Consider the following 24,318-nt stretch of genomic DNA (forward strand, 5'->3'; position numbering starts at 1 on the left):
GTTCCAGGAGGGCGCCATGAGCCACGCCGCGCAGATTCAGTCCGAGATCCAAGACCTTGCCGAAAACGGGCTCTACCGGCCGGCCAATGAGAAGGACGCTTGCGGCCTCGGCTTCGTGGCTCATATCAAAGGTCACAAGGCGCACAACATCGTCCAGCAGGGCCTGAAGATCCTCGAGAACCTGGACCACCGCGGCGCGGTCGGTGCCGACAAGCTCATGGGCGACGGCGCCGGCATCCTGATCCAGGTGCCTGACGAGTTCTACCGCGAGGAGATGGCCAAGCAGGGCATCAACCTGCCGCCCCCCGGCGAATACGGCGTCGGCATGATCTTCCTGCCCAAGGAAGCCGCTTCCCGCCTGGCCTGCGAACAGGAACTCGCCCGTGCCATCAAGGCCGAGGGCCAGGTCTTGATCGGCTGGCGCGACGTGCCGGTGGACCGCGACATGCCCATGTCGCCCACCGTGCGCGAGAAGGAGCCGGTGATCCGCCAGATCTTCATCGGTCGCGGTCAGGACATCATCGTCCCCGACGCGCTCGAGCGGAAGCTCTACGTCATCCGCAAGACGGCCTCCAGCGCCATCCAGGCACTCAAGCTCACGCACAGCCGCGAGTACTACGTGCCCAGCATGAGCTGCCGCACCATCATCTACAAGGGCCTGCTGCTGGCGGATCAGGTCGGCAAGTACTACAAGGACCTTGCCGATCCGCGCGTCGTCTCGGCCATCGCCCTCGTCCACCAGCGCTTCTCCACCAACACCTTCCCCGAGTGGCCGCTGGCCCACCCCTATCGCATGGTCTGCCACAACGGCGAGATCAACACGGTCAAGGGCAACTTCAACTGGATGCGGGCGCGCGAAGGCGTCATGAAGTCTCCCGTGCTGGGCGACGACCTGCAGAAGCTCTACCCGATCAGCTTCGAGCACCAGTCCGACACGGCCACCTTCGACAACGCGCTCGAACTGTTGACGATGTCCGGCTACCCGCTGGCCCACGCCGCCATGATGATGATCCCGGAGGCCTGGGAGCAGCACGAAGGCATGGACGAGCGCCGCCGCGCCTTCTACGAGTACCACGCCGCCATGATGGAGCCCTGGGACGGCCCCGCCGCGATGGCCTTCACGGACGGCCGTCAGGTCTGCGCCGCGCTGGACCGCAACGGCCTTCGCCCGGCCCGCTACTGCATCACCGATGACGACCTCGTCGTCATGGCCTCGGAAAGTGGCGTGCTGCCCATCCCCGAGAACAAGATCGTCAAGAAGTGGCGCCTGCAGCCCGGCAAGATGTTCCTCATCGACCTGGAGCAAGGCCGCATCGTCGACGACGAAGAGCTGAAGAACCAGTTCGCCAACGCCCGCCCCTACCGTCAGTGGATCGAGAACGTCCGCGTCAAGCTGGACGACATCGCCGTCGCACCCGAGGCCGCGCGCCCCGGCTTCACGACCTCGCTGCTGAACCGTCAGCAGGCCTTCGGCACGACGCAGGAAGACATCAAGTTCCTGCTCGCCCCGATGGCCGCCAACGGCGAAGAAGGCATCGGCTCGATGGGCAACGACTCGCCGCTGGCGGTGCTGTCGAACAAGAACAAGCCGCTCTACAACTACTTCAAGCAGCTGTTCGCCCAGGTCACGAACCCGCCGATCGACCCGATCCGCGAAAACATCGTGATGTCGTTGAACAGCTTCATCGGCCCCAAGCCGAACCTGCTGGACATCAACGCCGTCAACCCGCCGATGCGTCTGGAAGTCAGCCAGCCCATCCTGGACTTCGACGACATGGCGCGCCTGCGCGGCATCGCTGGGCCGACCAACGGCAAGTTCAAGTCCAGCGAGCTCGACATCACCTACCCGGCCCCGTGGGGACGTGCCGGCGTCGAAGCGCAACTGGCCTCGCTGTGCGCCTCGGCCGTGGACGCGATCAAAAGCGGCCACAACATCCTCATCATCACGGACCGCCACCTCAGCGCTGACCGCATCGCCATCCCCGCGCTGCTGGCCCTGTCCGCCGTCCACCACCACCTCGTGCGTGAAGGCCTGCGCACGACGGCCGGCCTGGTCGTCGAGACCGGCACCGCGCGCGAGGTGCACCACTTCGCCGTGTTGGCCGGTTATGGCGCTGAAGCCGTCCACCCCTACCTCGCGCTGGAAACGCTCGAGTCCATGAAGGACGAACTGCCGGCCAAGCTGACCGCCGAGCAGGCCCGCTACAACTACATCAAGGCCGTGGGCAAGGGTCTGTCCAAGATCATGTCCAAGATGGGCATCTCGACCTACATGTCCTACTGCGGCGCGCAGATCTTCGAGGCCATCGGCCTGAGGGCGGACTTCGTCGAGAAGTACTTCCGCGGCACGCCCACGCAGGTCGGCGGCATCGGTGTGTTCGAGGTGGCCGAGGAAGCCATCCGCATGCACGAGGGCGCCTTCGGCGACGACCCGCTGCTGGACAGCATGCTGGACGCCGGCGGCGAGTACGCCTGGCGCACCCGCGGTGAAGACCACATGTGGACGCCCGACGCCATTGCCAAGCTCCAGCACGCTTCGCGCGCCGGCAAGTTCGAGACGTACAAGGAATACGCGCAGATCATCAACGACCAGAGCAAGCGCCACATGACGCTGCGCGGTCTGTTCGAGTTCAAGTTCGATTCCTCCAAGGCCGTGCCGCTGGAGGAGGTCGAGTCGGCCGCCGACATCGTCAAGCGCTTCGCCACCGGCGCCATGTCGCTGGGCTCCATCTCCACCGAGGCGCACGCCACGCTGGCCGTCGCCATGAACCGCATCGGCGGCAAGAGCAACACGGGCGAGGGCGGCGAAGACCCGGCCCGCTACCGCAACGAGCTCAAGGGCATCAAGATCGTCCAGGGTGCCAAGATCGGCGACGTGCTGGGCCACAAGATCATGGAGGCCGACTACGAGCTGCAAGAGGGCGACAGCCTGCGCTCCAAGATCAAGCAGGTCGCGTCGGGCCGCTTCGGTGTCACCACCGAATACCTCGTCAGCGCCGACCAGATCCAGATCAAGATGGCCCAGGGCGCCAAGCCAGGTGAGGGCGGCCAACTGCCCGGCGGCAAGGTGTCCGAGTACATCGGCATGCTGCGCCACTCGGTGCCCGGCGTCGGCCTCATCAGCCCGCCGCCCCACCACGACATCTACTCCATCGAGGACCTGGCCCAGCTCATCCACGACCTGAAGAACGTCAACCCGCGTGCTGACGTGTCGGTCAAGCTGGTCTCGGAAGTCGGTGTCGGCACCATCGCCACCGGCGTGGCCAAGGCCAAGGCCGACCACATCGTCATCGCCGGCCACGACGGCGGCACGGGCGCCTCGCCCTGGTCGTCCATCAAGCACTGCGGCACGCCGTGGGAGCTGGGCCTGGCCGAGACGCAGCAGACCCTCGTCGTCAACCGCCTGCGCGGCCGCGTGCGCGTGCAGGCCGACGGCCAGATGAAGACCGGTCGCGACGTCGTCATCGGCGCGCTGCTGGGCGCCGACGAGTTCGGCTTCGCCACCGCGCCGCTGGTGGCCGAGGGCTGCATCATGATGCGCAAGTGCCACCTCAACACCTGCCCGGTGGGCGTGGCCACGCAGGACCCGGTGCTGCGCAAGAAGTTCTCCGGCCGCCCCGAGCACGTCGTCAACTTCTTCTTCTTCGTCGCGGAGGAAGCGCGCCAGATCATGGCCCAGCTCGGCGTGCGCAAGTTCGACGAACTGATCGGTCGCTCTGACTGGCTGGACACCAAGAAGGCCATCTCGCACTGGAAGGCCAAGGGCCTGGAGTTCGGCCGCATCTTCCATCGCCCGGTCGTGCCAGCCGACGTGGCCCGCATCCACAACGACGTGCAGGACCACGGCCTGGGCCGCGCGCTGGACGTCAAGCTCATCGAGAAGTGCCTGCCCGCCTTCGAGAAGGGCGAGAAGGTGCAGTTCATGCAGGAAGTGACCAACGTGCGCCGCACGGTGGGCGCGATGCTGTCTGGCGAGCTGATCCGCCGCCGCCCCGAGGGCCTGCCCGACCAGACCGTGCACATCCAGATGGAAGGCACCGGCGGCCAGAGCTTCGGCGCCTTCCTGGCGCACGGCATCACTTTCTATCTGATCGGTGACGCCAACGACTACACCGGCAAGGGCCTGTCCGGCGGCCGCGTCGTCGTGCGCCCCAGCATCGACTTCCGTGGCGACGCGACGAAGAACATCATCGTCGGCAACACCGTGCTGTACGGCGCGACGCGCGGCGAGGCCTTCTTCCGCGGCGTGGCGGGCGAGCGCTTCGCGGTGCGCCTGTCGGGCGCCACGGCGGTCGTTGAAGGCACGGGCGACCACGGCTGCGAGTACATGACCGGCGGCACGGTTGCCGTGCTGGGCAAGACCGGACGCAACTTCGCTGCCGGCATGAGCGGCGGCATCGCCTACGTCTACGACGAGGACGGCCACTTCGCCAAGCGCTGCAACACCAGCATGGTCTCGCTGGAGAGGCTGATGACCGCGCGGGAACAGGAAGCGGGCGTCGACAAGGCCATCTGGCACCGCACCAAGGGTGTCGACGGGGTGGACCGCGAGGCCCAGACCGACGAGGCCATCCTGCGCAAGCTGCTGGAAGACCATCACCGCTGGACCGGCAGCCAGCGTGCGCGCGACATCCTCGACCACTGGGCCGAGGCGCGTACCAAGTTCATCAAGGTGTTCCCGAACGAATACCGCCGCGCTTTGGGCGAACTGAACGCCGCCAAGCAAGCCGCCACCACCATCGCTCAGGCCAAGGCGCCTGCTGCGGCCAAGGTCTAAGGAGAAGAAGCGTGGGAAAAGTCACCGGCTTCATGGAGTACGAACGTCTGGAAGAGGGCTACGAGCCCGCGCCGGTTCGTCTGAAGAACTACAAGGAATTCGTCATCGGCCTGAACGTCGATCAGGCCAAGCAGCAAGGCGCGCGCTGCATGGACTGCGGCACGCCGTTCTGCAACAGCGGCTGCCCGGTCAACAACGTCATTCCGGACTTCAACGACCTGGTCTACAAGGGCCGGCCGGAGGACTGGAAGAACGCCATCACCGTTCTGCACAGCACCAACAACTTCCCCGAGTTCACCGGCCGCATCTGCCCCGCACCCTGCGAGGCCGCCTGCACGCTGAACGTCAATGACGACGCCGTCGGCATCAAGTCCATCGAGCACGCCATCATTGACCGCGCCTGGGCCGAAGGCTGGGTCACGGCGCAACCGCCGAAGGTCAAGACCGGCAAGAAGGTGGCCGTCGTCGGCGCCGGCCCCGCCGGCCTGGCGGCAGCCCAGCAGCTGGCCCGCGTCGGCCACAGCGTCACCGTGTTCGAGAAGAACGATCGCGTCGGCGGCCTGCTGCGCTACGGCATCCCGGACTTCAAGATGGAGAAGTCCCACATCGACCGCCGCGTCGAGCAGATGAAGGCCGAGGGCGTCGAGTTCCGCACCGGCGTGATGGTCGCTTCGCTGCCTGAAGGCTCCAAGGTCACTAACTGGGCGACAGAGACGATCAGCGCCGATGACCTGAAGGCGCAGTTCGACGCCGTCGTGCTGACCGGCGGTGCCGAGCAGTCGCGTGACCTGCCTGTGCCCGGCCGTGAGCTCTCCGGCGTGCACTTCGCGATGGAGTTCCTGCCGCAGCAGAACAAGATCAACGCCGGCGACAAGTTGAAGAACCAGCTGCGCGCCGACGGCAAGCACGTCATCGTCATCGGCGGCGGCGACACCGGCAGCGACTGTGTCGGCACCAGCAACCGCCACGGCGCCAAGAGCGTCACCCAGTTCGAGCTGCTGCCCCAGCCGCCCGAAGTGGAAGACCGCCCGATGACCTGGCCCTACTGGCCGATCAAGCTGCGCACCTCGTCCAGTCACGAAGAGGGCTGTGAGCGCGAGTTCGCCATCGCCACCAAGGAATTCCTGGGTGAGAAGGGCAAGCTCACCGGCGTCAAGACCGTGCGCCTGCAATGGCAGGGCGGCAAGATGACCGAGGTCGAAGGCAGCGAGCAGATCCTGAAGGCCGACCTGGCGTTGCTGGCCATGGGCTTCACGGCCCCGGTCGCGACCGTGCTGGAAGCCTTCGGCGTCGACAAGGATGCGCGCGGCAACGGCAAGGCGTCGACCGAAGGTGTGAACGCCTACAAGACCAACGTCGACAAGGTCTTCGCCGCCGGCGACATCCGCCGTGGCCAGAGCCTGGTCGTCTGGGCCATCCGCGAAGGCCGCCAGGCCGCGAAGGCGGTGGACGAGTACCTGATGGGCGTGAGCAGCCTGCCGCGCTAAGGCGAAGGGTTGGGCGCGATCTCGCGCGGCGCCGGGAGGGCGCCGGCGAGGCAGCGCGCCGCGTCCTGTGCGGCGCCGGGCAGCCAGGCCAGCTTGGCGGCGGCGGCCTCCGGATCGAAGCGGACGAGCAGGCAATACCCCGTGCCCTGCGGGGCATGAAGGCGGGCCTGCTTCAGCCCGAGCTCAGTCACCTTCTGAAAGCCAAGCGGCACGCCAGGCGTCGCCGCCGTGATGACGGTCCGGGCCATGCCTTGATCGTCCAGCACGAGATGGGCGCGTACTTCGGCGCCGCCTGCGGGCAGGGGCGCATCGGGGAAGTCGATGCACGGTGGCCCGCCTTCGAACGAAGGCGCCGCCTCGTCGCTCGATCCTGTCGTCGTAGCGGCCGCTGTTGTTGCCGGTCCCTGGGGAAGCGGCGGCGCCTCGGTCACTTCTGTCTCGGGCAGAGCCGCCGCAACGGTGGGGGCTTCAGCTTGCTGCAGCCGTACCGACAGCGCCGCCCCAGCCGGATGCGCCGGGCGCTCCGTGCCCGGCGTCTGGTGCAGCAGCAAGGCGGCATGCGCGCCCATCGCCAGGGCGACGCAGGCCGCCATGGCTTTGGCGGTCTTCACGCGCTCACTGCTGCAGCAGGTCGCGCCAGGAGATTCGGCGGGTGCCCGTGCTCTGTGTCTGCACCGGCGGCTTCTCTTCCCGGATGCAACCCGTGGAACAGATGACGATGCCGCCGTAGTCGCCATTCGGCAGCGCCGTGACGGTCATGCGTGAGGACGTCGCGTTGCCTTGCGACACGCTGGACACGTTCTTGGCGTCGACCGGGGCGCCGGTCCGGTAGTCGAAGTAATTGAGCCAACTGCTGCCGTCCGCACTGCAGACGTTGCCGGCCTCGACGACGTTGGACGTCACGATCAATGTGCCAAGGATGAGTTGCGGGTCGGTGTTGACCCGTTCGCGGCTCTGCGGCAAGTCGACGAACCATCCGCCGTCCGTGGCCAGGTTGACCGCCCTGGGTGCGTTGTTCGTGCGCACGACCTGACCGACCTTGCAGGTGGTCGTGCCGGCAGGGCAGATGCCAGCCGTCAGCGTCTGCTCGACAAACTTGTTCCCCGTGTTGCGCGGGTCGCCAATGTCGGTGGTGTTGAGCTTGTCCCGGATGCCGTAGATGCTCTGCGAGCTGGTGTCGTTCAAGTCGGCAGCGCCGAGGTAGCGGCCTGTGCCGACGAAGACCATCACATAGGTGCCGACCAGGCCCAGCTCGGGGCGCGAGGTGACGGGTTGGGGCACGCCGGTCTTGGACCTGAGCGTGGCGAGGCGCTGGGCCTCGTAGCCCGCTGGACCGAGGATGTTGTTGACGTCGAAGCGCCAGAGATTGCCGAGGTTGTCGCCGGCATAGACACGCTGCTTGGTGTTGTCGGCGTCGCCATCGTCCACCCAGGCCGTGATGTGGGCCAGGCCCGAAGGCGTGGTGACATCGCCGGCGCCGGTGGAGATGCTGCGGATCAGCGCGCCTGTAGCGGCGTTGAGGACGTACAGACGGCCGACGCCATCGCCCGGCGACACGTTGTTGTAGCCCGAGCCGAACATGACCACCCAGGTGCCGTCCCTGAGCTTGCCGATCTCCGGCTTGCCTGCGGTCAGGCCGAGGTTGTTGTCGGTGAATTCCCACAGCGCCTTGGGCTCCGCCGGGTTGGTCACGTCCAGCGCGTAATAGCTGCGGCCGCCGGCGCCCTGACCGCCGATGAGGATGGTGCGCCATTCGCCGTTGATGCGGACATCGCGGGCGATGGGCGAGCCATCGACGAAGTACTGATGCTGGGTGGCGTACTGCTTGTCGGCCAGCTTGTAGAGGTTGGGCAGCACGGCCGTCGGCACATAGGCCCACACCTCCGCGCCGGTGTCTGCGCGGAAGGCGTGCAGCATGCCGTCATTGGCCGCGACATAGACCATGCCGGTGCGGGCGGCCGCCGTGGCCTTGTAGCCGTTGTAGCCCTCCTCAACGTAGTTGACCAAGGACTTGGAGACGTAGGCTGCCTCGGAGTTGATGATGTCGCCCAGCACATGGGCGCGCTGGCGGAAGTACTTGGCGGGGTCGCCCAGTTCGCCTTCGTTGTTGCGCTGACCGCGCAGGTAGTTCACCAGCGGTTCGCCGGCAGCGGCGAGCTGGTCGATGGCGCTCAGGCAGTAGGGGCCAAAAGCGCAGAACTGACTCAGGGAGCGGCCGCTGGTCGTCAGGTTGGCCAGGCCGAAATTGGCTTTCTCGGTGGCGCTCATCGACGCCCACGCGAACGGCTTGAGCTTGCTGGTTTCAGCGGCCGCGAACATGTAGACAGTGCGCGAGGTGTTGGCGTCCAGCAGGGTGCGCGCCGACCAGTTGGGCGTATCTGTATTCACCGAGCCCGTCTCTATGCTCATCTCCAGGCTGCGCACTTCGCCGGACCATTCCGAAGAGATGAAGTTGGAGACGAAGATCTTGTTGTCCCCCGTCGAGATGTTGGGGTTGCTGACCGAGGCGGCCGCTGCGGCGCCGGTCTGGCCGTCCAGCGCCTTGATGGCGCTGGCCAGGCCGGTGTAGAGCGACGTCGGGTTGGAGGCGCTGAAGTAGGTGCCGCCGCCGTTGACTGCCGCGTGCCAGAGGTCGTCGATGGTGGTCAACGTGTTGCTCGCCGGCGTGGGCCAGTTGCAGTCGCCACTGGTCTGCCAGGAGCAGATCCCGGCGTCGGTATTGGGTGTCACACCGGCTTTGACCGAGTAGAAGTCGCCGCTGACATCCGTCAGGTAGTTCGGCGAGAACTGCATGTAGCCCGAGGCGCCCAGGCCCAGGGTGAAGGTCTTCATGTTCTGCACTTCGTGCGGCTTGATGGCCGTGTTGGTGCTGTTGCCGCAGACGTCGGCCCCCGTGCCGCTGCCGCTGAGGCAGGCGGCGCTGCCGGTGGTGCCGGTGCGCAGGTCGGTGTTGGCGTAGTAGGCCGACACGTCGGCCAGCGTGTTGGGCGTGGCGTTGCCGTCAAGCCTGGGTCGATCCAGCGTGCCGTCCTGGTCGCCGATTTCGGTGCCGTCCAGGTTGGTGGGCGTCGTGGTTTCGTTCCAGAACCCGTCGGTGGACAGGATGGTGAAATTGCGCTGACAGGAGTACTGGATCGGGTCCTTGACGGTCGACCCGTTCAGCGTGGTGTTGTTCAGCTTGCCGGCAAAGAGCTTGCCGGCGGTCGACAGCGCGGCGCGCAGCGGCGTCGAGTTGTTGGGTTTGGCCGCCACGAGCTTGGAGAACCAGTTCGTCTTCTGGACATAGCCGGTGGCGCTCACGTCTTCGAAGGTGTTCAGGTTCAGGTAGTCCCTGCTCGTGCTGTTGTTGATGCTGAGGTAGCCGACGCGGCGGTTGTTGCCGATGCCGCCGAAGGCCAGGGCCGCCGAGGACTTCATCGACTGCATCCGCGAGTGGTAGTAGGTCCACCAGTTCGCGAAATTGGTCATCTCCTCGTCGTAGGTGCAGATGCCGGCAGTCTTCCTGGTGTAGATGTCCGCACAGTCGCTGCGGGCGACGGGCCGCGAGAACGGGGCAGCAGTTGACACGATGTCAATGCGCTGGAAGCGACCGGTATAGCTGCCCGGGACGGCAGCTACGGCGGGTGCATAGCCGCTGAAGGCCGGCGTGTTGTTGTCCAGCGGGAAGGTGCAGTTGCCCGGTGTGCGCGTGAGCGAGATCGTGGCCGTGGTGTTGAGATCGGCCGGGGCGGTGATGGTGACGGTGCGGCCGCTGTTGGTGATGACGGCCGTGTAGCCCGTCGCCGTCTTGGCGTTGATCTGGTCCTTGATATTCGTGCCGATGGTGTTGCGGTTGTTGCTGGAGGTCGTGCTGGCGTTGAGCAGGTTCAGGCCGCCCACCGTCACTGCGGTGACCTGGATGTTGCAGCTCGGGGTGCCCGTGATCGTGAACGTGACCTTGGCGCGGGTGGACGGGGCGCCTGCGGAACCGGCAGAGAAGAACTTGGTCGGGAAGCGGGCAAAGGAGAACGTGCCGTTGCGCGTGGCCTGGCAGGCGGCGACGGCCGGGCTTGAGGCCCGGGAGTCTGCGTCCGTCTTGCACCATCGCAGCGGCGCCGGGATGGTGTAGGCGCCGCTCGACGAGGCTTGGCAGTCACGCAGGTTGACGTTGTTGCAGTACTCGGCAGCAACGATGGTGTAGAAGTGCGGCCCGAATGCCCGGCCCGCCGTGACCGTCGCGTTGTCCGGCGCGCCGGTCGCGACGGAGCCCGTGCCGCTCGCGACGGTCGCGAAATAGGTCGTGTAAGCCTTGCCGGCCACCGTGCCCGGCAGCACGTAGTTGTCGTTGCGCAGGCAGTCGGTGTTGGTGGCGTCGACGCACCAGGCGGTGTCGGGGTACTGCGTGATCAGATCGATGCTGTTGGTGTTCTGGATGTTGTAGGCATCGTTCTTGACCAGGGTCCAGCTGGTCGTGGCCGCACGGGTCTGGCTGGCCCAGGAGGAGCCGTCGGCCTTGACCGGCGGCAGGTAGCGGATATTGGGGTCGTAGGCCAGGCCATTGAAGCTTGCCGCCAGGAAGGGCGGTTGGCCGCGCATGGTGCCGAAGGGCGCCGCACCCGTCCAGCAGGCGGCCGAGCTGTTCCCGCCGATGCAGCAGGGGTTGCCGAAGTTGCCGCTGCTCACCGGCGTGGCACCGGTGCTGCGGCACAGTGCGGGGTCAGGGCTGCCGTCGCCGTTGATGTGGTCGGGCAGGAAGTCGAAGTTCATCGAGCCCGAGTCGTCGATGATGAACAGCAGGTTGGTCTTGACGGCGTCGGGCGAGGCGACGATCAGTGGCGACTGAGCAATGTCTGTCACCGCAGCAGCGCTGAATTGACTTAGACAGATGGCCCACAGGCCCAGGACCCGGGCGACGACTTGGCGGTAGCTGCACTTCATGATGACCTCGTCAGGAGGGGAGCCGCTCAGATGGCGGCCATAACCTGGATGAAACTGGTGGCGTTGCGTGGGCCTTGGACGCGCACGGTGATGCGGTAATAGACCTGGCCCAGGGCATCGGGTTGCTTGATGTCCTGCTTGCCGCCATTGGTTGCCGTCGTCGGCACAGGGGCGGTTTCGCAGGCGGCATCCTTGGGTGCGCCCGGCAGGGCGCACAGGCGGTGGATGACGAAGGACACGTTGTTGCCGGTGGCGTCGACAGGCAGGGCGTTCACCTGGCCGGCACCCACCAGGGTCTGCCAGAAGCCCTCCCAGCTCTGTCCGACGCCCGGGTCGGCGCGCGTGGCCACGTAGTTGTAGGTGGCACCCTGACTGGTCTTCAGGTGGCCATAGAGCCGGTTGGCATCGACGGCTGGCGAACTGGCTGCGGCACCCGGCACTGTTTCGGATGACAGCTGCTCCAGCCAGGCGATGGCGGTCTCGGCCCCGACGTCGGCCGCCTGCACCGCCGCCTGCTGATAGGCCAGGTTGCCGGCGACGCGGTTGCTGCCGAACACGCCGCGCATGAGGCCGACGGCGGCCAGCGACATAGCCGCCAGCACGACCAGGGCCAGCACCAGCACGAGGCCACGTTGATGACGGTTGGAGGGTGTCATGGGCGGCATCCCGCAAAGCTGGCCGGCATGTTGCGCAGCGGCACGGTGGTTTCGAAGGTCTTGTAGCGGAAGCGCTGCCAGCCGTCTTCCAGCGTGATGGGCGTGGACGCACCGGCGCTCCAGGTTGGGGCGGCGGTGGGGATGTCGGCGGTTTCGGCCTGGCGGCTGCGCGCCACCAGCGCGAAGCGCACTCCGATGACCCGCGCCCAGGCGCAGGTGGCGCCGAACAGCATGGGCGCGGCCTGTCCGTAGGTGTCCACGATGAGGTCGCTGGTGGCGGAGTTGTCGATGGCGTACTCGGCCCGCAGGCTGACGATGTTGTCGGCGACCTCGGTCCAGTTGTCCGGCGCAGCGTCGTTGCAGTTCTGCACGAGCAGCTCGCAGGCGGTCAGCCGGCTCGAGCGCACGGCGTAGGCCACGAAACGCGGCGCGCGCCCCATGTTGAGCAGCGTGCCGTTGGATGCACCGGCGATGCCCAGGCTCACCGTCACCGCGTTGCCCGCCGGTGCAGCGGCCAGGCTGGTGAGTTCGAGGATGCAGGCGCCGGCGGGGATGCCGGGCGTGGCGACGACGCGGTCGCCGACCTGATAGGCCTGCGGCGCGCCGACGTTGTAGGTGCTCGGCCCGGTCTGCGAGACGATGCGTGAGCCTTCCGGCGCACCCCAGCCCGAGCCATAGCTGATCAGCAGCACGTCCGTGTTCTCGTCCCCTGCCGGGATGCCGGCGGGGTTGATCTGCACCGGCACGAGTTCACCCACATTGCGGTTGTTGCCCAGGTTGAGCCGGCAGCCCAGCATCTGCGGGTTCAGGAAGCCCTGTCCCGCCTGACGCAGGTCGCGCTGCAGCAGACTCACCGCGATGGCACCGGTGGTCGCGGCGTCGTCACCGCCCGTGGTGTTGCGGCGCTGGCCCTCCGTGACTTTGAAGACCTGCATGACGACGACCACCGCCGCCATGGCGACGACGATGCCCACCATCAACTCCACCAGGCTGAAGCCGGCGGCGCGGCGCGACGGGAGCGAAACGAGGCGCGACATCACTTGATCTCGTTGATCAGCACGAAGCTGTGGGGGGGGTCACCTGCCGGTTCGCCCGGAGCCTTCCAGCGCATCGTGATGGTCACGCGGGTGCTGGGCAAGAGGGCAGAGGGCGTCGGGGTGCCAGCGACGAGGGCGGGCAGCGGCTGGATCTGGGCCACGGCGACGATGGGCGGCGCGGCGCTGGCGCCCGGCAGCGCCGCCGTCACGCGCGCCTTCCAGGCGTTGTACTGCGCGCCGCCGGCGCCGGCGCTACTGAAGCCGAGGTTGATGGCGTCAAAGGTGCGGCCGCTGAGCCACATCTGCCCGATCAACTCATTGGCCAGCAGCGTCGCGTCGGCGCGGTACTTGGCCTGGCCGGACTGCTTCACCGCGCTGGCCTGCAGGCCGACGAGACCGAGCACGCCGAGCGAGAAGATCAGCAGCGCGATCAGCACTTCCAGCAGCATGACGCCGGCCTGCGCGCGGTGAGGGCGGGAGCGGCTCAGCATGATTGCGGGTCGGCAGAAGCGGCGCTGGGGTTGCACATGCGCACCTGGCCCGCCGGCGAGATGACGATGCGCAGGCAGGTGATCTTGCCGCCATCGCTCAGACAGCGTCCGTTGGCGGAGATCGGCGTGATGTCGACCGTGACGGCATTCGTCGCCCCGCCCACCACGACCGGAGCCTGGCGGCCCAGGCCGTTGAAGATGATCTGGTCGGCGCCGGCGTTGACGAGTGCGCCGCTGCCGGTCTCTGTCGCCGCACGCAGCTGCAGGATGCTGGGCGCCACGGTGTCGCTCGGTGCCGCGTTGCACTGGCCTTCGACCGAGTCCGCTGCGGCATTGGCGTCAACGACATCGACGACCCAGTTGGCGCTGGTCGTGGTGCGACGGCAGTTGGCATCCAGCGATGTCGTGAGCTGGAAGCGCACCTGCGTGTTGCGCGTCGTCGCCTCGCTCTTGGCGAGTTGAAGCCCGGACAGCAGGCCCTCGGCCGTCGCGCGGATGCGCGTGCCGGTGATCCAGGCGGAGAAGCTGGGCAGGGCCATGGCAAGCAGAATGCCGCCAATGACCAGGGCCACCAGCCCCTCGATCAGGCTCACGCCCCGTTGACGCTGCAAGCTCAGCACGAGCCGTCCTTCTTGATGACCCAGCAGGTGGACGAGCCGGTCCAGCCGGTCGGCACTGTGGACGTCTTGACGTTCGCTTGATTGATCGTGTACGTGAAGCCGGCCATCGTGCCCTTGCCGACGGCCTGGATGACAAAGCCCGTCGCGGTGGCCGAGGAGCAGCTGAAGTTGAAGCTCTTGCCCGAGCTGTCGCTGACGCACGCCGGGTTGTTTGCCGCGCCGACGTTGGCGTAGGTGCGGTTGTCCTGAAAGTACTGCTCGGCCTGCACCGCCCGGGTGGCCAGCATGTTCGTTGCATCGGGGATGCGGCCGCGCGTGATGTAGCTTGTGTACTGCGGCACCGCCACCGCGGCCAGGATGGAGATGATCGCCACGGTGATCATCAGCTCGACGAGCGTGAAGCCCCTGGCGGGAGTGGATAGTTGTTGGCGGGGCATGGCGGCGGCGTTCATGGCGGTTGCAGCTATTTTGGTGTCGACCCCTGATTGCAGCCTACCGCTCGTCGCGGCGCGATCAACGCTGGTCGCAGGAGGTTCGCGATCTGTGAACTGGCGCACGCTTTGGCCGCCCGCAGCAGTCGTCCACGGGGTTGACGCGAGCAAGCAGACGTAACAGCCACATCGGGCGGCACCTGGGCGGCTTGTCGGCGTCTTTTCGGACGCATTCAAGGCTTGCCCGGGGGCACTCGGTGTTTCCCCTATCATGGCGCCCTTTCTGTCCGCAGGTTTCGGCCCGCCCGCGTGAACCCCTTGACCACCGCTCCCCTGATCGAACTGCGCAACGTCAGCGTCGGCTATGGCGACCGCGTGATCCTGGATGGCGTCAATCTCAAGCTCACCCGCGGCAAGATCCTGGCGCTGATCGGCACCTCGGGTGGCGGCAAGACCACCGTGCTGCGCCTGCTGGGCCGGCAGCTGCGCCCGATCTCGGGGGAGGTGCTGTTCGATGGCCAGGACCTGGCGCCGCTGGACCTGGACGGCCTCTACGCTGTGCGCCGGCGCATGGGCATGCTGTTCCAGTTCGGCGCGCTGTTCACCGACCTCAGCGTCTTCGAGAATGTGGCCTTCCCGCTGCGCGAGCACACCGACCTGCCCGAGGCCATGATCCGCGACCTCGTGCTGATGAAGCTCAACGCCGTCGGCCTGCGCGGTGCGCGCGACCTGCTGCCCAGCGAGATTTCCGGCGGCATGGCGCGTCGCGTGGCGCTGGCCAGGGCCATCGCGCTGGACCCCGATCTGGTGCTCTATGACGAGCCCTTCGCCGGCCTCGACCCGATTTCCCTGGGTGTCGCCGCGCGCCTGATCCGTGATCTGAACGACGCGCTGGGCCTGACCAGCATCATCGTCTCGCACGACCTGCACGAGACCTTCCAGATCGCCGACGAGGTGGCCATGGTGGCCAACGGCCGCGTCGTCGCCCAGGGCACGCCGGACGAACTGCGCCACAGCGACGACCCGCTCGTGCGTCAGTTCGTCGGGGCCGAGGCCGATGGGCCGGTGCGCTTCCACCAACCGGCCGTGTCGGTGGCCAAAGACTTCGGAATGACGTCATGATGGCTTTCGCCGCCCGTATCGGTGCCGGCGTGCGCCTGACGCTGGCCGATGTCGGCGCGGCCGCACGGCTGTTCTTCAGCCTGATGGGCCGCTCGCCCAATGCGCTGGCGCGCTTCGTCCTGGTTCGCGAGCAGGTCTTCCACCTGGGCAACAAGTCGCTGTCCATCATTGGCGTGTCCGGCCTCTTCGTCGGCTTCGTGCTGGCGCTGCAGGGTTACTACACGCTGCAGCGCTACGGCTCGGCGGAGGCGGTCGGCCTGCTGGTTGCGCTCAGCCTTGTGCGCGAGCTGGGCCCCGTCGTCACGGCGCTGTTGTTCGCCGGCCGGGCCGGTACGTCGCTGACGGCCGAGATCGGCCTGATGAAGGCCGGTGAGCAGCTGACCGCCATGGAGATGATGGCCGTCGACCCCGTGCAGCGCGTGCTGGCACCGCGCTTCTGGGGTGGTTTTATTGCCATGCCCTTACTTGCGGCAGTCTTCTCGGCGCTCGGCATCATCGGCGGCTGGCTGGTGGCGGTGCCGCTGATCGGCATCGACGCCGGCGCCTTCTGGTCGCAGATGCAAGGCGGCGTGGATGTGTTCAAGGACATCGGCAACGGTGTCGTCAAGAGCCTGGTTTTTGGCGTGACGGTCACTTTCGTTGCACTGCTGCAGGGCTATACCTGCCGGCCCACGCCCGAAGGCGTGTCGGCCGCCACCACGCGCACCGTTGTGCTGTCGTCCCTCGCCGTACTGGCGCTGGACTTCATGCTGACCGCGATGATGTTTTCGATTTGATTGGAGTCAGGGACACACATGCAAGCCTCTCGACATGACGCCTGGGTGGGCTTCTTCGTGCTGCTCGGCGGCGCGGCGCTGCTCTTCCTCGCGCTGAAGGCCGGCAATCTGCTCAGCCTCAATTTCGACGCCACCTACCAGGTGTCGGCGCGCTTCGACAACATCGGCGGCCTCAAGCCCAACGCAGCGGTGAAGAGCGCCGGCGTCGTCGTCGGCCGGGTGGACGCGATCAGCTTCGACGACAAGACCTTCCAGGCCAAGGTCGTCATCAACTTGAACAAGAACACCGCCTTCCCCAAGGACAGCTCGGCCAAGATCCTGACCTCCGGCCTGCTCGGCGAGCAGTACATCGGCCTGGAACCGGGCGCTGACGAGAAGAACCTCGCCAGCGGCGACCTCATCATGCAGACGCAGAGCGCCGTCGTGCTGGAGAACCTGATCGGCCAGTTCATCAACAGCAAGGCCTCAGACATGGGCAGTGCCGCCACGCCGGCCGCAGCCTCGGGAGGCAAGCCGTGAGCCGACTGATCCGCTGGTTCGCGCTGCTCGTGATGGTGACGGGCCTGGTGGGCTGCCAGACCGTCAAGGGCGTCGGCACGCGCATCGACAAAGCTTTAGACAAGGTGATGGGCTCCAAGGGTCAGCGCCTGGACCCCTGGGAGGAGTGGAACCGCAAGGTCTTCGCCTTCAACGAGAAGCTGGACGCCAACGTGCTGAAGCCCGTGGCGACGGCCTACTCCGAGATCGTGCCTGCGCCCATCCGCACCGGCATCGACAACTTCTTCGGCAACATCGGCGACGCCTGGTCGGCGGTCAACCTGATGCTGCAGGGGCGCTTCAAGGCCGGTGTCGAGCAGGGCATGCGCTTTGCTGTCAACTCCACGCTCGGCCTGGCCGGTGTGCTCGACATTGCCACCGAAGCGGGCCTGGAGAAGAACAGCCAGGACTTCGGCAAGACGCTGGGCCACTGGGGCATGGGCACGGGCGCCTACATCGTCTGGCCCGTGTTCGGGCCCTCGTCGGTGCGCGACTCCCTCGCGCTGCCGGTGGACTGGCAGGCCTCGCCGGGTGTCGTGTTCGATGATGGCAGCAAGAAGGTCGCCATCACGGTGCTGAACGGTGTCAACACCCGCGCCAACTTCCTGCGCGCCGGCCAGATGCTGGAAGGCATCGCGCTGGACAAGTACACCTTCTATCGCGACGCCTATCTGCAGCGCCGTGGCAGCTTCGACGATGACGACGAGGTCGAGGTGCTGGTGCCGGGCAACGGCGCTTCGGCACCTGCTGACGCGGCCTCTGCGCCGGAGGCTGCGGCCTCTGCGCCGACAGTGAAAAAGCCTGCTGAACCGGCATCCGCCGCGTCGCGCTAGGCCAACCAAAACCCGGGCTGGCGCGTTAAGCGGCAGTCCTGTTCAGAGAAAGCGACATCATGACTTTGTTGACCTCCCTGCGCCGCCTGCTCACCGTGGCCACCCTTGGCCTCGGCCTCGTGCATGCCGCGCATGCCGCCGACGCCAACGCACCCGACCAGCTGATCCGCCAGCTCTCCCTGGAAACCATCGAAGCCGTCAAGGCCGACAAGGACATCCAGGCGGGCAACGTCAACAAGATCATCGCCCTGGTCGATGCCAAGGTGATGCCCCACGTCAACTTCCAGCGCATGACGGCTTCTGCCGTCGGCCGCTTCTGGCGCCAGGCCACGCCTGACCAGCAGGCCAAGCTGCAGGCCGAGTTCAAGACCCTGCTGGTGCGCACCTATGCCGGTGCGCTGACCCAGGTGAAGGACCAGACCATCGGCCTGAAGCCGCTGCGCGCCCAGCCGACCGACACCGAGGTCGTCGTGCGCACCGAGATCCGCGGCAAGGGCGACGCCATCCAGCTCGACTACCGCCTGGAGAAGAGCGGCGCCGTCTGGAAGATCTACGACGTCAATGTGCTCGGCATCTGGCTGGCCGACCAGTACCGCAACAGCTTTGCCCAGGAAATCGGCGCCAATGGCATCGACGGCCTGATCAAGAGCCTGGCCGACAAGAACGCCAAGGCTGGCGCATCGGCCGCCAAGAGCTGATCTTGAGCGGATTGAAGCTGCCCTCGCGGCTGCGCACTGACGGTGCCCGCGCCGCCTGGGCGCAGATGTCGCCGGCGCTGCGCGCCGAGGCCGCCCAGGTGCTCGCTGCGGCCGGCCGCGAGGTGCGGCTGTCAGCGGCCGAACTGACGGATTTCGACTCCTCGGCCCTCAGCCTGCTGCTGTCCGCTGGGCGCCAATGCACCGAGCAGGGCGCGACGCTGAAGCTCGACAACGCGCCCGACAAGCTGCGCGAACTGGCCCGTGTCTACGGCGTGGCCGAGCTGCTCTGGCCTTCTGCGACAGCCCTCTGATCAACCTGCGTAACGTTTCGCGCGCAGGTTCTTCTTGATCTCCTGCAGCATGGGCCGCAGTTGCTGGCCCAGCTTCAGCGCCACACCCGTCGTCAGGATGTCCACCGCAATGAGGTGCAGCAGCCGCGACACCATCGGGCTGTAGCGGTCGAAGTCCTCGGGGTGGTCCACCGCCAGCAGGATCTGGCTGGGGCCTAGGGCCAGCTGCGCCAGCGGCGAGGCGCTGGCCGTGATGATGATGATGGTCGCGCCCTTCTTGCGCGCGATGTCGGCCGCGTCCAGCAGATCGCGGCTGCGGCCGGAGTTGCTGATGATGACGGCGCAGTCACCCGCGCTCAGCATCGTCGCGCTCATCAGCTGCACATGGCCATCGCTGGTGGCGACCGTGTTCACGCCAAGGCGGAAGAACTTGTGCTGCGCGTCCTGGGCCACGATGCCCGAATTGCCGACGCCGTAGAACTCGATGCGCCTGTTGTGGCGGGCCGAGTCGGCCAGCGCCTCGATGGCGCGCTCGAAGGCGTGGCTGGCGGCGTCGTTGCGGTAGTGCAGCAGGGCGGCGACGGCGTTGTCCACCACCTTGACGATGATGTCCTGCGGCTTGTCGTCCTCGTCCACGGCACGGTGGACGAAGGGCACGCCCTCGTTGACGCTGCCGGCCAACTTCAGCTTGAAGTCGGCCAGGCCGTCGTAGCCGACGCTGCGGCAGAAGCGCACCACCGTCGGCTTGGACACATGGGAGCGGTCGGCCAGTTCGCTGACCGGCAGGCTGGCAAAGCTGCGTGCGTCCAGCAGAAGCAGCTTGGCGACACGCTGTTCGGCCGGCGGCAGGGCCGGCAGGGCGGCCTTTACTCGTTCAAGGATGCTCATTGCTCTTCCGCCCAGTGGAAACCGTCACGCGCAACCAGCGCGCTGGCCGCCGCCGGGCCCCAGGAACCGCAGGAATAAGGACGCGGGCCGCTCGTGTCAGCCTCCCATGCGTCCAGAATGGGCTCGACCCAGCGCCAGGCCTGCTCCTGCTCATCGCTGCGCACGAACAGGTTCAGGCGGCCGGCGATGGCGTCCAGCAGCAGGCGCTCGTAGGCGCCGACTCGCTGCGTCGCAAAGGCCTTGTCGAAGTCCAGGTCCAGCGACACCGGTGTCAGCTGCTCGCCGTGACTGGCGCCCTTCTGCGCCAGCAGTTGCAGCTCCAGGCCGTCCTCGGGCTGGAGCTTGATGACGAGGCGATTCGGCTGGCTGCCGCCGGGGAAGATCTTGTGCGGCACCTGGCGGAAGTTGACGACGATCTGCGCGTCGCGCTCGGCCAGGCGCTTGCCGGTGCGAAGGTAGAAGGGCACGCCGGCCCAGCGCCAGTTGTTGACCTCGGTGCGCAGGGCCACGAAGGTCTCGCACTGGCTGTCCGCCGGCACCTTGACCTCTTCCAGATAGCCCGGCACGGCCTTGCCCTCGATGCTGCCGGCGCGGTACTGGCCGCGCACGACGTCGCGGGCCACGCTCTCGGCCGTGAAGGGCTTGAGCGAGCGCAGCACCTTGAGCTTCTCGTCGCGGATGGCGTCGGCGTCGTTGCTGGACGGCGGCTCCATCGCGATCATCGTCAGCAGCTGCAGCGCATGGTTCTGGATCATGTCGCGCAGCGCGCCCGTGCCGTCGTAGAAGGCGCCACGCGTGCCCACGCCCAGGCGCTCGGCCAGCGTGATCTGGATGTTGGCGATGCTCTCGCGGCGCCACAGCGGCTCGAACAGCGCATTGCCGAAGCGCAGTGCCATCAGGTTCTGCACCGAGGGCTTGCCCAGGTAGTGGTCGATGCGGAAGGCCTGGCTTTCGGCAAAGACGCTGCGCACCGCGCGGTTGATCTCCTGCGCGCTGGCCAGGTCGTGGCCCAGCGGCTTCTCCAGCACCACGCGCACCTTGCTGTGGTTCAGGCCGACGGCGCCGAGCTGCTGGCAGATGCCGGTGAACAGATGCGGGCTGGTCGCCAGGTACAGCACGACCGTGTCGGCATTGCGCGCGTCCAGCCAGTCCTTGAGGCCCTGGTAATGCTCGGGCTGGGACAGGTCCATGCGGCGGTAGTGGATCAGCGCGCCGAACTTCTCGAACTCCTCGTCGGTCGGGCGCTTGGYGCCGTCCACCTCGCGGAAGCGCTCCTTCAGCCATTCGCGGTAGCGTTCGTCCGTCTGTTCGTCACGCGCGACGGCGAGAATTCGACCGCCCTCGGGCAGCTTGCCGTGCCGGAAGGCCTGGAACAGCGCGGGCATCAGCTTGCGCCACGTCAGGTCGCCGGTACCGCCAAAGAACACGAGATCGAAGGACATCTGCGGAGTCTCCAAGCCAGCGTCTCCCTCTGTAGCGAGGGGCGGCGCTAACCGTTGTGTAACTAAGTTTCGTGAAATACTATGCAGCAGTTTCTTCCCTGGGTCAATCCGGAACGAATGCCATGAACCAGCTCGACCAGCTCAAAGCCCTCACCACCGTCGTTGCCGACACCGGTAACTTCCTGCAGCTTGCGCAGTTTGCGCCGCGCGACGCGACGACCAATCCCTCATTGATCCTGAAGGCTGTGCAGTCGCCCGACTACGCGCCGCTGCTGAAGGAAACGGTCGCCGCCCACCGCGGCCAGCCGCTGGACGAGATCGTCGATCACGTCCTCGTGCGCTTCGGCCTGGAGATACTCAAGGTCGTGCCGGGCCGCGTGTCCACCGAAGTCGATGCGCGCCTGAGCTTCGACAAGGCCGCCAGCCTGGCCCGTGCCCGCCGCATCATTGGCCTGTACGAGGCCGCCGGCATCGCGCGCGAGCGAGTGTTGATCAAACTGGCATCGACCTGGGAAGGCATCCAGGCCGCCGCCGAGCTGGAGCGCGAAGGCATACGCTGCAACTTGACGCTGCTGTTCGCCTTCGCCCAGGCCGTGGCTTGCGGTGAGGCCAAGGTGCAGCTGATCTCGCCCTTTGTGGGCCGCATCTACGACTGGTACAAGAAGTCCGCCGGCGCGAGCTGGAACGAGGCCGCGCAGGCCGGCGCCAACGACCCGGGCGTGAAGTCCGTGGCGCAGATCTACGCTTACTTCAAGCAGCACGGCATCAAGACCGAGGTCATGGGAGCGAGCTTCCGCAACATCGGCCAGATCCAGGCGCTGGCCGGCTGTGACCTGCTGACCATCAGCCCCGACCTGCTGGCGCAATTGCAGGCGACGGACACCAAGCTGGAGCGTGCCCTTGACCCGGCCCAGTCGGCCGCGACGCCCGCCCTCCACCTCGATGAAGCCGCTTTCCGCTTCGCGCTGAACGAGGACGCGATGGCCACCGAGAAACTGGCCGAAGGCATCCGGCAGTTCGCCGTCGACGCCGGCAAACTCGACAAGCTGATCCAGGAGGCCTGACCATGGCGACACGCTGCGACCTCTCTCCCGTCTGGGCTGAACTCCAAGCCCATTACGCCGCGAGTGGTCGCGGCTTCGACATCCGTCAGGCCTTTGCGGCCGACGCGGGGCGCTTCCAGGCGCTGTCGTTTGAAGCGCCTGAAGTCTTTGCCGACCTGTCCAAGAACCGCGTCGATGCGCCCACGCTGGCCCTGCTGCTGAAGCTCGCCGGCGACTGCGGCCTGGAAGCGCGGCGCGACGCTCTGCTGCGCGGCGACCCGGTCAACCACACCGAGGGCCGTGCGGTGCTGCACACGGCGCTGCGCGCGCCGGCTGGCAGTGATGCGCCCTTCAACGCCGAGGTGCAGGCGTCGCTGGACGCGATGCTGGCCTTTGCCGAGAGCGTGCGTCGCGGCGAGCGCGGCGAGATCACCGATGTCGTGCATATCGGCATCGGCGGCAGCGACCTCGGCCCGGCCATGGTTGTTCAGGCGCTGCAGGCTTTCGGCCGACGTGGCCTGAAGCTGCATTTCGTCTCCAACGTCGACGGCCACGATCTGGCTCCCGTACTGGCCGGCCTGGACGCGCAGCACACCTTGTTCGTCGTCGCCTCCAAGACCTTCACGACGCAGGAAACGCTGGCCAACGCGCAGGCCGCCAAGGCGTGGTTCCTGGCCGCCGGTGGCACGGACATCGCCCGCCACTTCGTCGCCACCAGCAGCAACACCGCAGCCGCAGCCGCCTTTGGTATCGACACGGCCTTCGGCTTCTGGGACTGGGTCGGCGGCCGCTACTCGCTGTGGTCGGTCATCGGCCTGCCCATCGCCATTGCCGTCGGTGCCGACAACTTCCGTGCGCTGCTGGCCGGCGCGCATGCAATGGACCAGCACTTCGCGACCGCGCCGCTGGCGCAGAACCTGCCGGTGCTGCTGGGTCTGGTCGACATCTGGTATCGCAACTTCCACGGCTTCACCAGCCGCAGCGTCGCGCCCTACCACCAGGGCCTGCGCCGGCTGCCGGCGTATCTGCAACAGTTGGAGATGGAGAGCAACGGCAAGGGCGTCGACCTGGACGGCAACGCGCTGCCGCTGGCTACCTCGCCGGTCGTCTGGGGCGAGGCTGGCACGAACGGCCAGCATGCCTATTTCCAGATGCTGCACCAGGGCACGGACGTGATCCCGGTCGAGTTCATCGCCGTCAAGCGCCCCAACCACGGCGTGACCGGCGAGTTGGCAGCGAAGCTGGCCGACCAGCACCGCAAGCTGCTCGCCAACTGCCTTGCTCAGAGCCAGGCGCTGATGCAGGGCAAGACCGCTGCCGAGGCGCTGACCGAAACAGCGCCCACCGCTTCCGCGACGCTGGACCGCGCGGTTTTGTCGCGCCACCGCAGTTTTCCAGGTAACCGCCCGAGCACGACCCTCGTGCTGGATGCGCTGACGCCGCGCTCACTCGGCGCGCTGATCGCCCTCTACGAGCACCGCGTCTTCGTCACCGGTGCGCTGTGGGGCATCAACAGCTTCGACCAATGGGGGGTCGAACTCGGCAAGGCGCTGTGCAACCAGTTGCTGCCGCGGCTGGACAGCGGCGACACCGCCGGCCTTGATGGCTCGACCGCTGGCCTGCTGATCCGGTTGGTGGCCGTATGAAGATCGTCTTTGACTTCGGCGGCGTCGTCTTCCGCTGGCACCCGGCCAGCTTCCTGGCGCGCATCTGGCCGCAGCGCATCGAGACGCTGGAGCAGGGCGCCCAGGCGGCGGCGCAGTTCTTCCAGAACTACGGCGGCGACTGGGGCCTGTTCGACCAGGGCCTGATCGGCGCCGATGAGGTGGTGCGCCGCATCTCCGCCCGCACCGGCTGGCCGCGCGGCGAGGTCGAGGCCGTCGTGCGCGCGGTGCCCGATGAGCTGATGCCCATCCCCGGCACCGTGGTGTTGATCCGCGATCTGCGCGCGGCGGGTCACACGCTGCACTTCCTATCCAACATGCCCGAGCCCTATGCGGACCACCTGACCGCGACCTATCCGCTCACCGAGTGGTTCGAGTCGGGCCTGTTCTCGGGCCGGGTCAAGCAGATCAAGCCGCATGCCGAGATCTTCAGCCTGGCCGAGCGGCACTTCAACGCGCCGCCGCAGGACCTGCTCTTCATCGACGACCACCCGGTCAACGTCGACGCGGCGCTGTCGCGCGACTGGCAGGCCTTCCTGTTCACCGATGCGGCCAGCGCGCGGCGCGAGCTGATCTCCAGGCGACTGCTGAACGCCTGATCAGCGCCAG

20 protein-coding genes are annotated in these 24,318 nt (G+C 67.0%); 11 read left to right on the plus strand and 9 right to left on the minus strand.

The features are described 5' to 3' along the window. The first annotated feature begins 16 nt into the window (after positions 1 to 16). Together ACXRVZ_RS05185 and ACXRVZ_RS05190 are read left to right on the plus strand one after the other, a co-directional pair. Positions 17 to 4,777, plus strand: a complete 4,761-nt coding sequence (locus ACXRVZ_RS05185; protein ID WP_457420836.1) for a glutamate synthase-related protein — start codon at positions 17 to 19, stop codon at positions 4,775 to 4,777. An 11-nt stretch (positions 4,778 to 4,788) separates the two neighbouring features. Next, on the plus strand, positions 4,789 to 6,264 hold the full coding sequence (locus ACXRVZ_RS05190; protein ID WP_457420838.1) for a glutamate synthase subunit beta: 1,476 nt from the start codon (positions 4,789 to 4,791) through the stop codon (positions 6,262 to 6,264). On the opposite strand, the gene ACXRVZ_RS05195 is transcribed toward ACXRVZ_RS05190, so the two are convergent. The 7 genes from ACXRVZ_RS05195 to ACXRVZ_RS05225 form a co-directional block, all read right to left on the minus strand. Then, on the minus strand, positions 6,261 to 6,875 hold the full coding sequence (locus ACXRVZ_RS05195) for a hypothetical protein (protein ID WP_457420840.1): 615 nt from the start codon (positions 6,873 to 6,875) through the stop codon (positions 6,261 to 6,263). The two genes, ACXRVZ_RS05190 and ACXRVZ_RS05195, sit on opposite strands and share 4 nt — an antisense overlap. 4 nt (positions 6,876 to 6,879) lie before the next feature. Beyond that, positions 6,880 to 11,100, minus strand: coding sequence for a PilC/PilY family type IV pilus protein (locus ACXRVZ_RS05200; RefSeq protein ID WP_457420842.1), 4,221 nt, complete (start codon positions 11,098 to 11,100; stop codon positions 6,880 to 6,882). A 107-nt stretch (positions 11,101 to 11,207) separates the two neighbouring features. Beyond that, a complete protein-coding gene (locus ACXRVZ_RS05205) occupies positions 11,208 to 11,837 on the minus strand; it encodes a PilX N-terminal domain-containing pilus assembly protein (RefSeq protein ID WP_457420844.1) in 630 nt (209 codons plus the stop codon). Beyond that, a complete protein-coding gene (locus ACXRVZ_RS05210; RefSeq protein WP_457420846.1) occupies positions 11,834 to 12,874 on the minus strand; it encodes a PilW family protein in 1,041 nt (346 codons plus the stop codon). The genes ACXRVZ_RS05205 and ACXRVZ_RS05210 overlap by 4 nt, the downstream gene beginning before the upstream one ends. Beyond that, positions 12,874 to 13,365, minus strand: coding sequence for a type IV pilus modification PilV family protein (locus tag ACXRVZ_RS05215; protein ID WP_457420848.1), 492 nt, complete (start codon positions 13,363 to 13,365; stop codon positions 12,874 to 12,876). The genes ACXRVZ_RS05210 and ACXRVZ_RS05215 overlap by 1 nt, the downstream gene beginning before the upstream one ends. Beyond that, a complete protein-coding gene (locus ACXRVZ_RS05220; RefSeq protein WP_457420850.1) occupies positions 13,359 to 13,985 on the minus strand; it encodes a pilus assembly FimT family protein in 627 nt (208 codons plus the stop codon). Before ACXRVZ_RS05220 ends, ACXRVZ_RS05215 begins: the two co-directional genes overlap by 7 nt. Continuing rightward, entirely contained in the window at positions 13,979 to 14,422 is a 444-nt protein-coding gene (locus ACXRVZ_RS05225) for a type IV pilin protein (protein WP_458232226.1), read from the minus strand. Before ACXRVZ_RS05225 ends, ACXRVZ_RS05220 begins: the two co-directional genes overlap by 7 nt. 303 nt (positions 14,423 to 14,725) lie before the next feature. Between ACXRVZ_RS05225 and ACXRVZ_RS05230 the strand changes: the two genes are divergently transcribed. From ACXRVZ_RS05230 to ACXRVZ_RS05255, 6 genes are read left to right on the plus strand one after another with little or no spacing between them, the layout of a single operon-like run. Then, a complete protein-coding gene (locus tag ACXRVZ_RS05230; RefSeq protein ID WP_457420854.1) occupies positions 14,726 to 15,538 on the plus strand; it encodes an ABC transporter ATP-binding protein in 813 nt (270 codons plus the stop codon). Beyond that, on the plus strand, positions 15,535 to 16,314 hold the full coding sequence (gene mlaE / locus ACXRVZ_RS05235) for a lipid asymmetry maintenance ABC transporter permease subunit MlaE (protein ID WP_457420856.1): 780 nt from the start codon (positions 15,535 to 15,537) through the stop codon (positions 16,312 to 16,314). The genes ACXRVZ_RS05230 and mlaE overlap by 4 nt, the downstream gene beginning before the upstream one ends. Positions 16,315 to 16,332: 18 nt before the next feature. Next, positions 16,333 to 16,833 carry an outer membrane lipid asymmetry maintenance protein MlaD gene (gene mlaD / locus ACXRVZ_RS05240; RefSeq protein WP_457420858.1) on the plus strand — a complete coding sequence of 167 codons (501 nt, stop codon included), beginning with the start codon at positions 16,333 to 16,335 and terminating at the stop codon, positions 16,831 to 16,833. After that, positions 16,830 to 17,684: an MlaA family lipoprotein gene (locus tag ACXRVZ_RS05245; RefSeq protein WP_457420860.1), complete on the plus strand. Its 855-nt coding sequence runs from the start codon at positions 16,830 to 16,832 to the stop codon at positions 17,682 to 17,684. The genes mlaD and ACXRVZ_RS05245 overlap by 4 nt, the downstream gene beginning before the upstream one ends. Before the next feature lie 59 nt (positions 17,685 to 17,743). Beyond that, positions 17,744 to 18,382: an MlaC/ttg2D family ABC transporter substrate-binding protein gene (locus ACXRVZ_RS05250; RefSeq protein WP_457420862.1), complete on the plus strand. Its 639-nt coding sequence runs from the start codon at positions 17,744 to 17,746 to the stop codon at positions 18,380 to 18,382. Positions 18,383 to 18,384: 2 nt separating this feature from the next. Further along, positions 18,385 to 18,693, plus strand: coding sequence for an STAS domain-containing protein (locus tag ACXRVZ_RS05255; protein WP_457420864.1), 309 nt, complete (start codon positions 18,385 to 18,387; stop codon positions 18,691 to 18,693). Here ACXRVZ_RS05255 and ACXRVZ_RS05260 read toward each other — a convergent pair whose 3' ends face one another. Further along, positions 18,694 to 19,554 carry a MurR/RpiR family transcriptional regulator gene (locus ACXRVZ_RS05260; RefSeq protein ID WP_457421018.1) on the minus strand — a complete coding sequence of 287 codons (861 nt, stop codon included), beginning with the start codon at positions 19,552 to 19,554 and terminating at the stop codon, positions 18,694 to 18,696. A 2-nt stretch (positions 19,555 to 19,556) separates the two neighbouring features. Further along, a complete protein-coding gene (gene zwf / locus ACXRVZ_RS05265) occupies positions 19,557 to 21,002 on the minus strand; it encodes a glucose-6-phosphate dehydrogenase (RefSeq protein WP_458232227.1) in 1,446 nt (481 codons plus the stop codon). Between the two features lie 122 nt (positions 21,003 to 21,124). Between zwf and tal the strand changes: the two genes are divergently transcribed. The 3 genes from tal to ACXRVZ_RS05280 are packed head-to-tail and all read left to right on the plus strand — an operon-like array spanning position 21,125 to position 24,308. Next, positions 21,125 to 22,066: a transaldolase gene (tal, locus tag ACXRVZ_RS05270; protein WP_457420868.1), complete on the plus strand. Its 942-nt coding sequence runs from the start codon at positions 21,125 to 21,127 to the stop codon at positions 22,064 to 22,066. A 2-nt stretch (positions 22,067 to 22,068) separates the two neighbouring features. Continuing rightward, positions 22,069 to 23,691, plus strand: coding sequence for a glucose-6-phosphate isomerase (gene pgi, locus ACXRVZ_RS05275; protein WP_457420870.1), 1,623 nt, complete (start codon positions 22,069 to 22,071; stop codon positions 23,689 to 23,691). Further along, positions 23,688 to 24,308 carry an HAD family hydrolase gene (locus ACXRVZ_RS05280; RefSeq protein ID WP_457420871.1) on the plus strand — a complete coding sequence of 207 codons (621 nt, stop codon included), beginning with the start codon at positions 23,688 to 23,690 and terminating at the stop codon, positions 24,306 to 24,308. Before pgi ends, ACXRVZ_RS05280 begins: the two co-directional genes overlap by 4 nt. Positions 24,309 to 24,318: the final 10 nt, after the last annotated feature.

It is taken from the genome of Roseateles sp. P5_E8 (assembly GCF_054177665.1).

Coding starts and splice junctions, on each gene's coding strand:
- ACXRVZ_RS05185 (WP_457420836.1), top strand. CDS start 17: ATGAGCCACGCCGCGCAGATTCAGTCCGAGATCCAAGACCTTGCCGAA.
- ACXRVZ_RS05205 (WP_457420844.1), bottom strand. CDS start 11,837: ATGACACCCTCCAACCGTCATCAACGTGGCCTCGTGCTGGTGCTGGCC.
- ACXRVZ_RS05210 (WP_457420846.1), bottom strand. CDS start 12,874: ATGTCGCGCCTCGTTTCGCTCCCGTCGCGCCGCGCCGCCGGCTTCAGC.
- ACXRVZ_RS05215 (WP_457420848.1), bottom strand. CDS start 13,365: ATGCTGAGCCGCTCCCGCCCTCACCGCGCGCAGGCCGGCGTCATGCTG.
- ACXRVZ_RS05225 (WP_458232226.1), bottom strand. CDS start 14,422: ATGCCCCGCCAACAACTATCCACTCCCGCCAGGGGCTTCACGCTCGTC.
- mlaE (WP_457420856.1), top strand. CDS start 15,535: ATGATGGCTTTCGCCGCCCGTATCGGTGCCGGCGTGCGCCTGACGCTG.
- mlaD (WP_457420858.1), top strand. CDS start 16,333: ATGCAAGCCTCTCGACATGACGCCTGGGTGGGCTTCTTCGTGCTGCTC.
- ACXRVZ_RS05250 (WP_457420862.1), top strand. CDS start 17,744: ATGACTTTGTTGACCTCCCTGCGCCGCCTGCTCACCGTGGCCACCCTT.
- tal (WP_457420868.1), top strand. CDS start 21,125: ATGAACCAGCTCGACCAGCTCAAAGCCCTCACCACCGTCGTTGCCGAC.
- pgi (WP_457420870.1), top strand. CDS start 22,069: ATGGCGACACGCTGCGACCTCTCTCCCGTCTGGGCTGAACTCCAAGCC.
- ACXRVZ_RS05280 (WP_457420871.1), top strand. CDS start 23,688: ATGAAGATCGTCTTTGACTTCGGCGGCGTCGTCTTCCGCTGGCACCCG.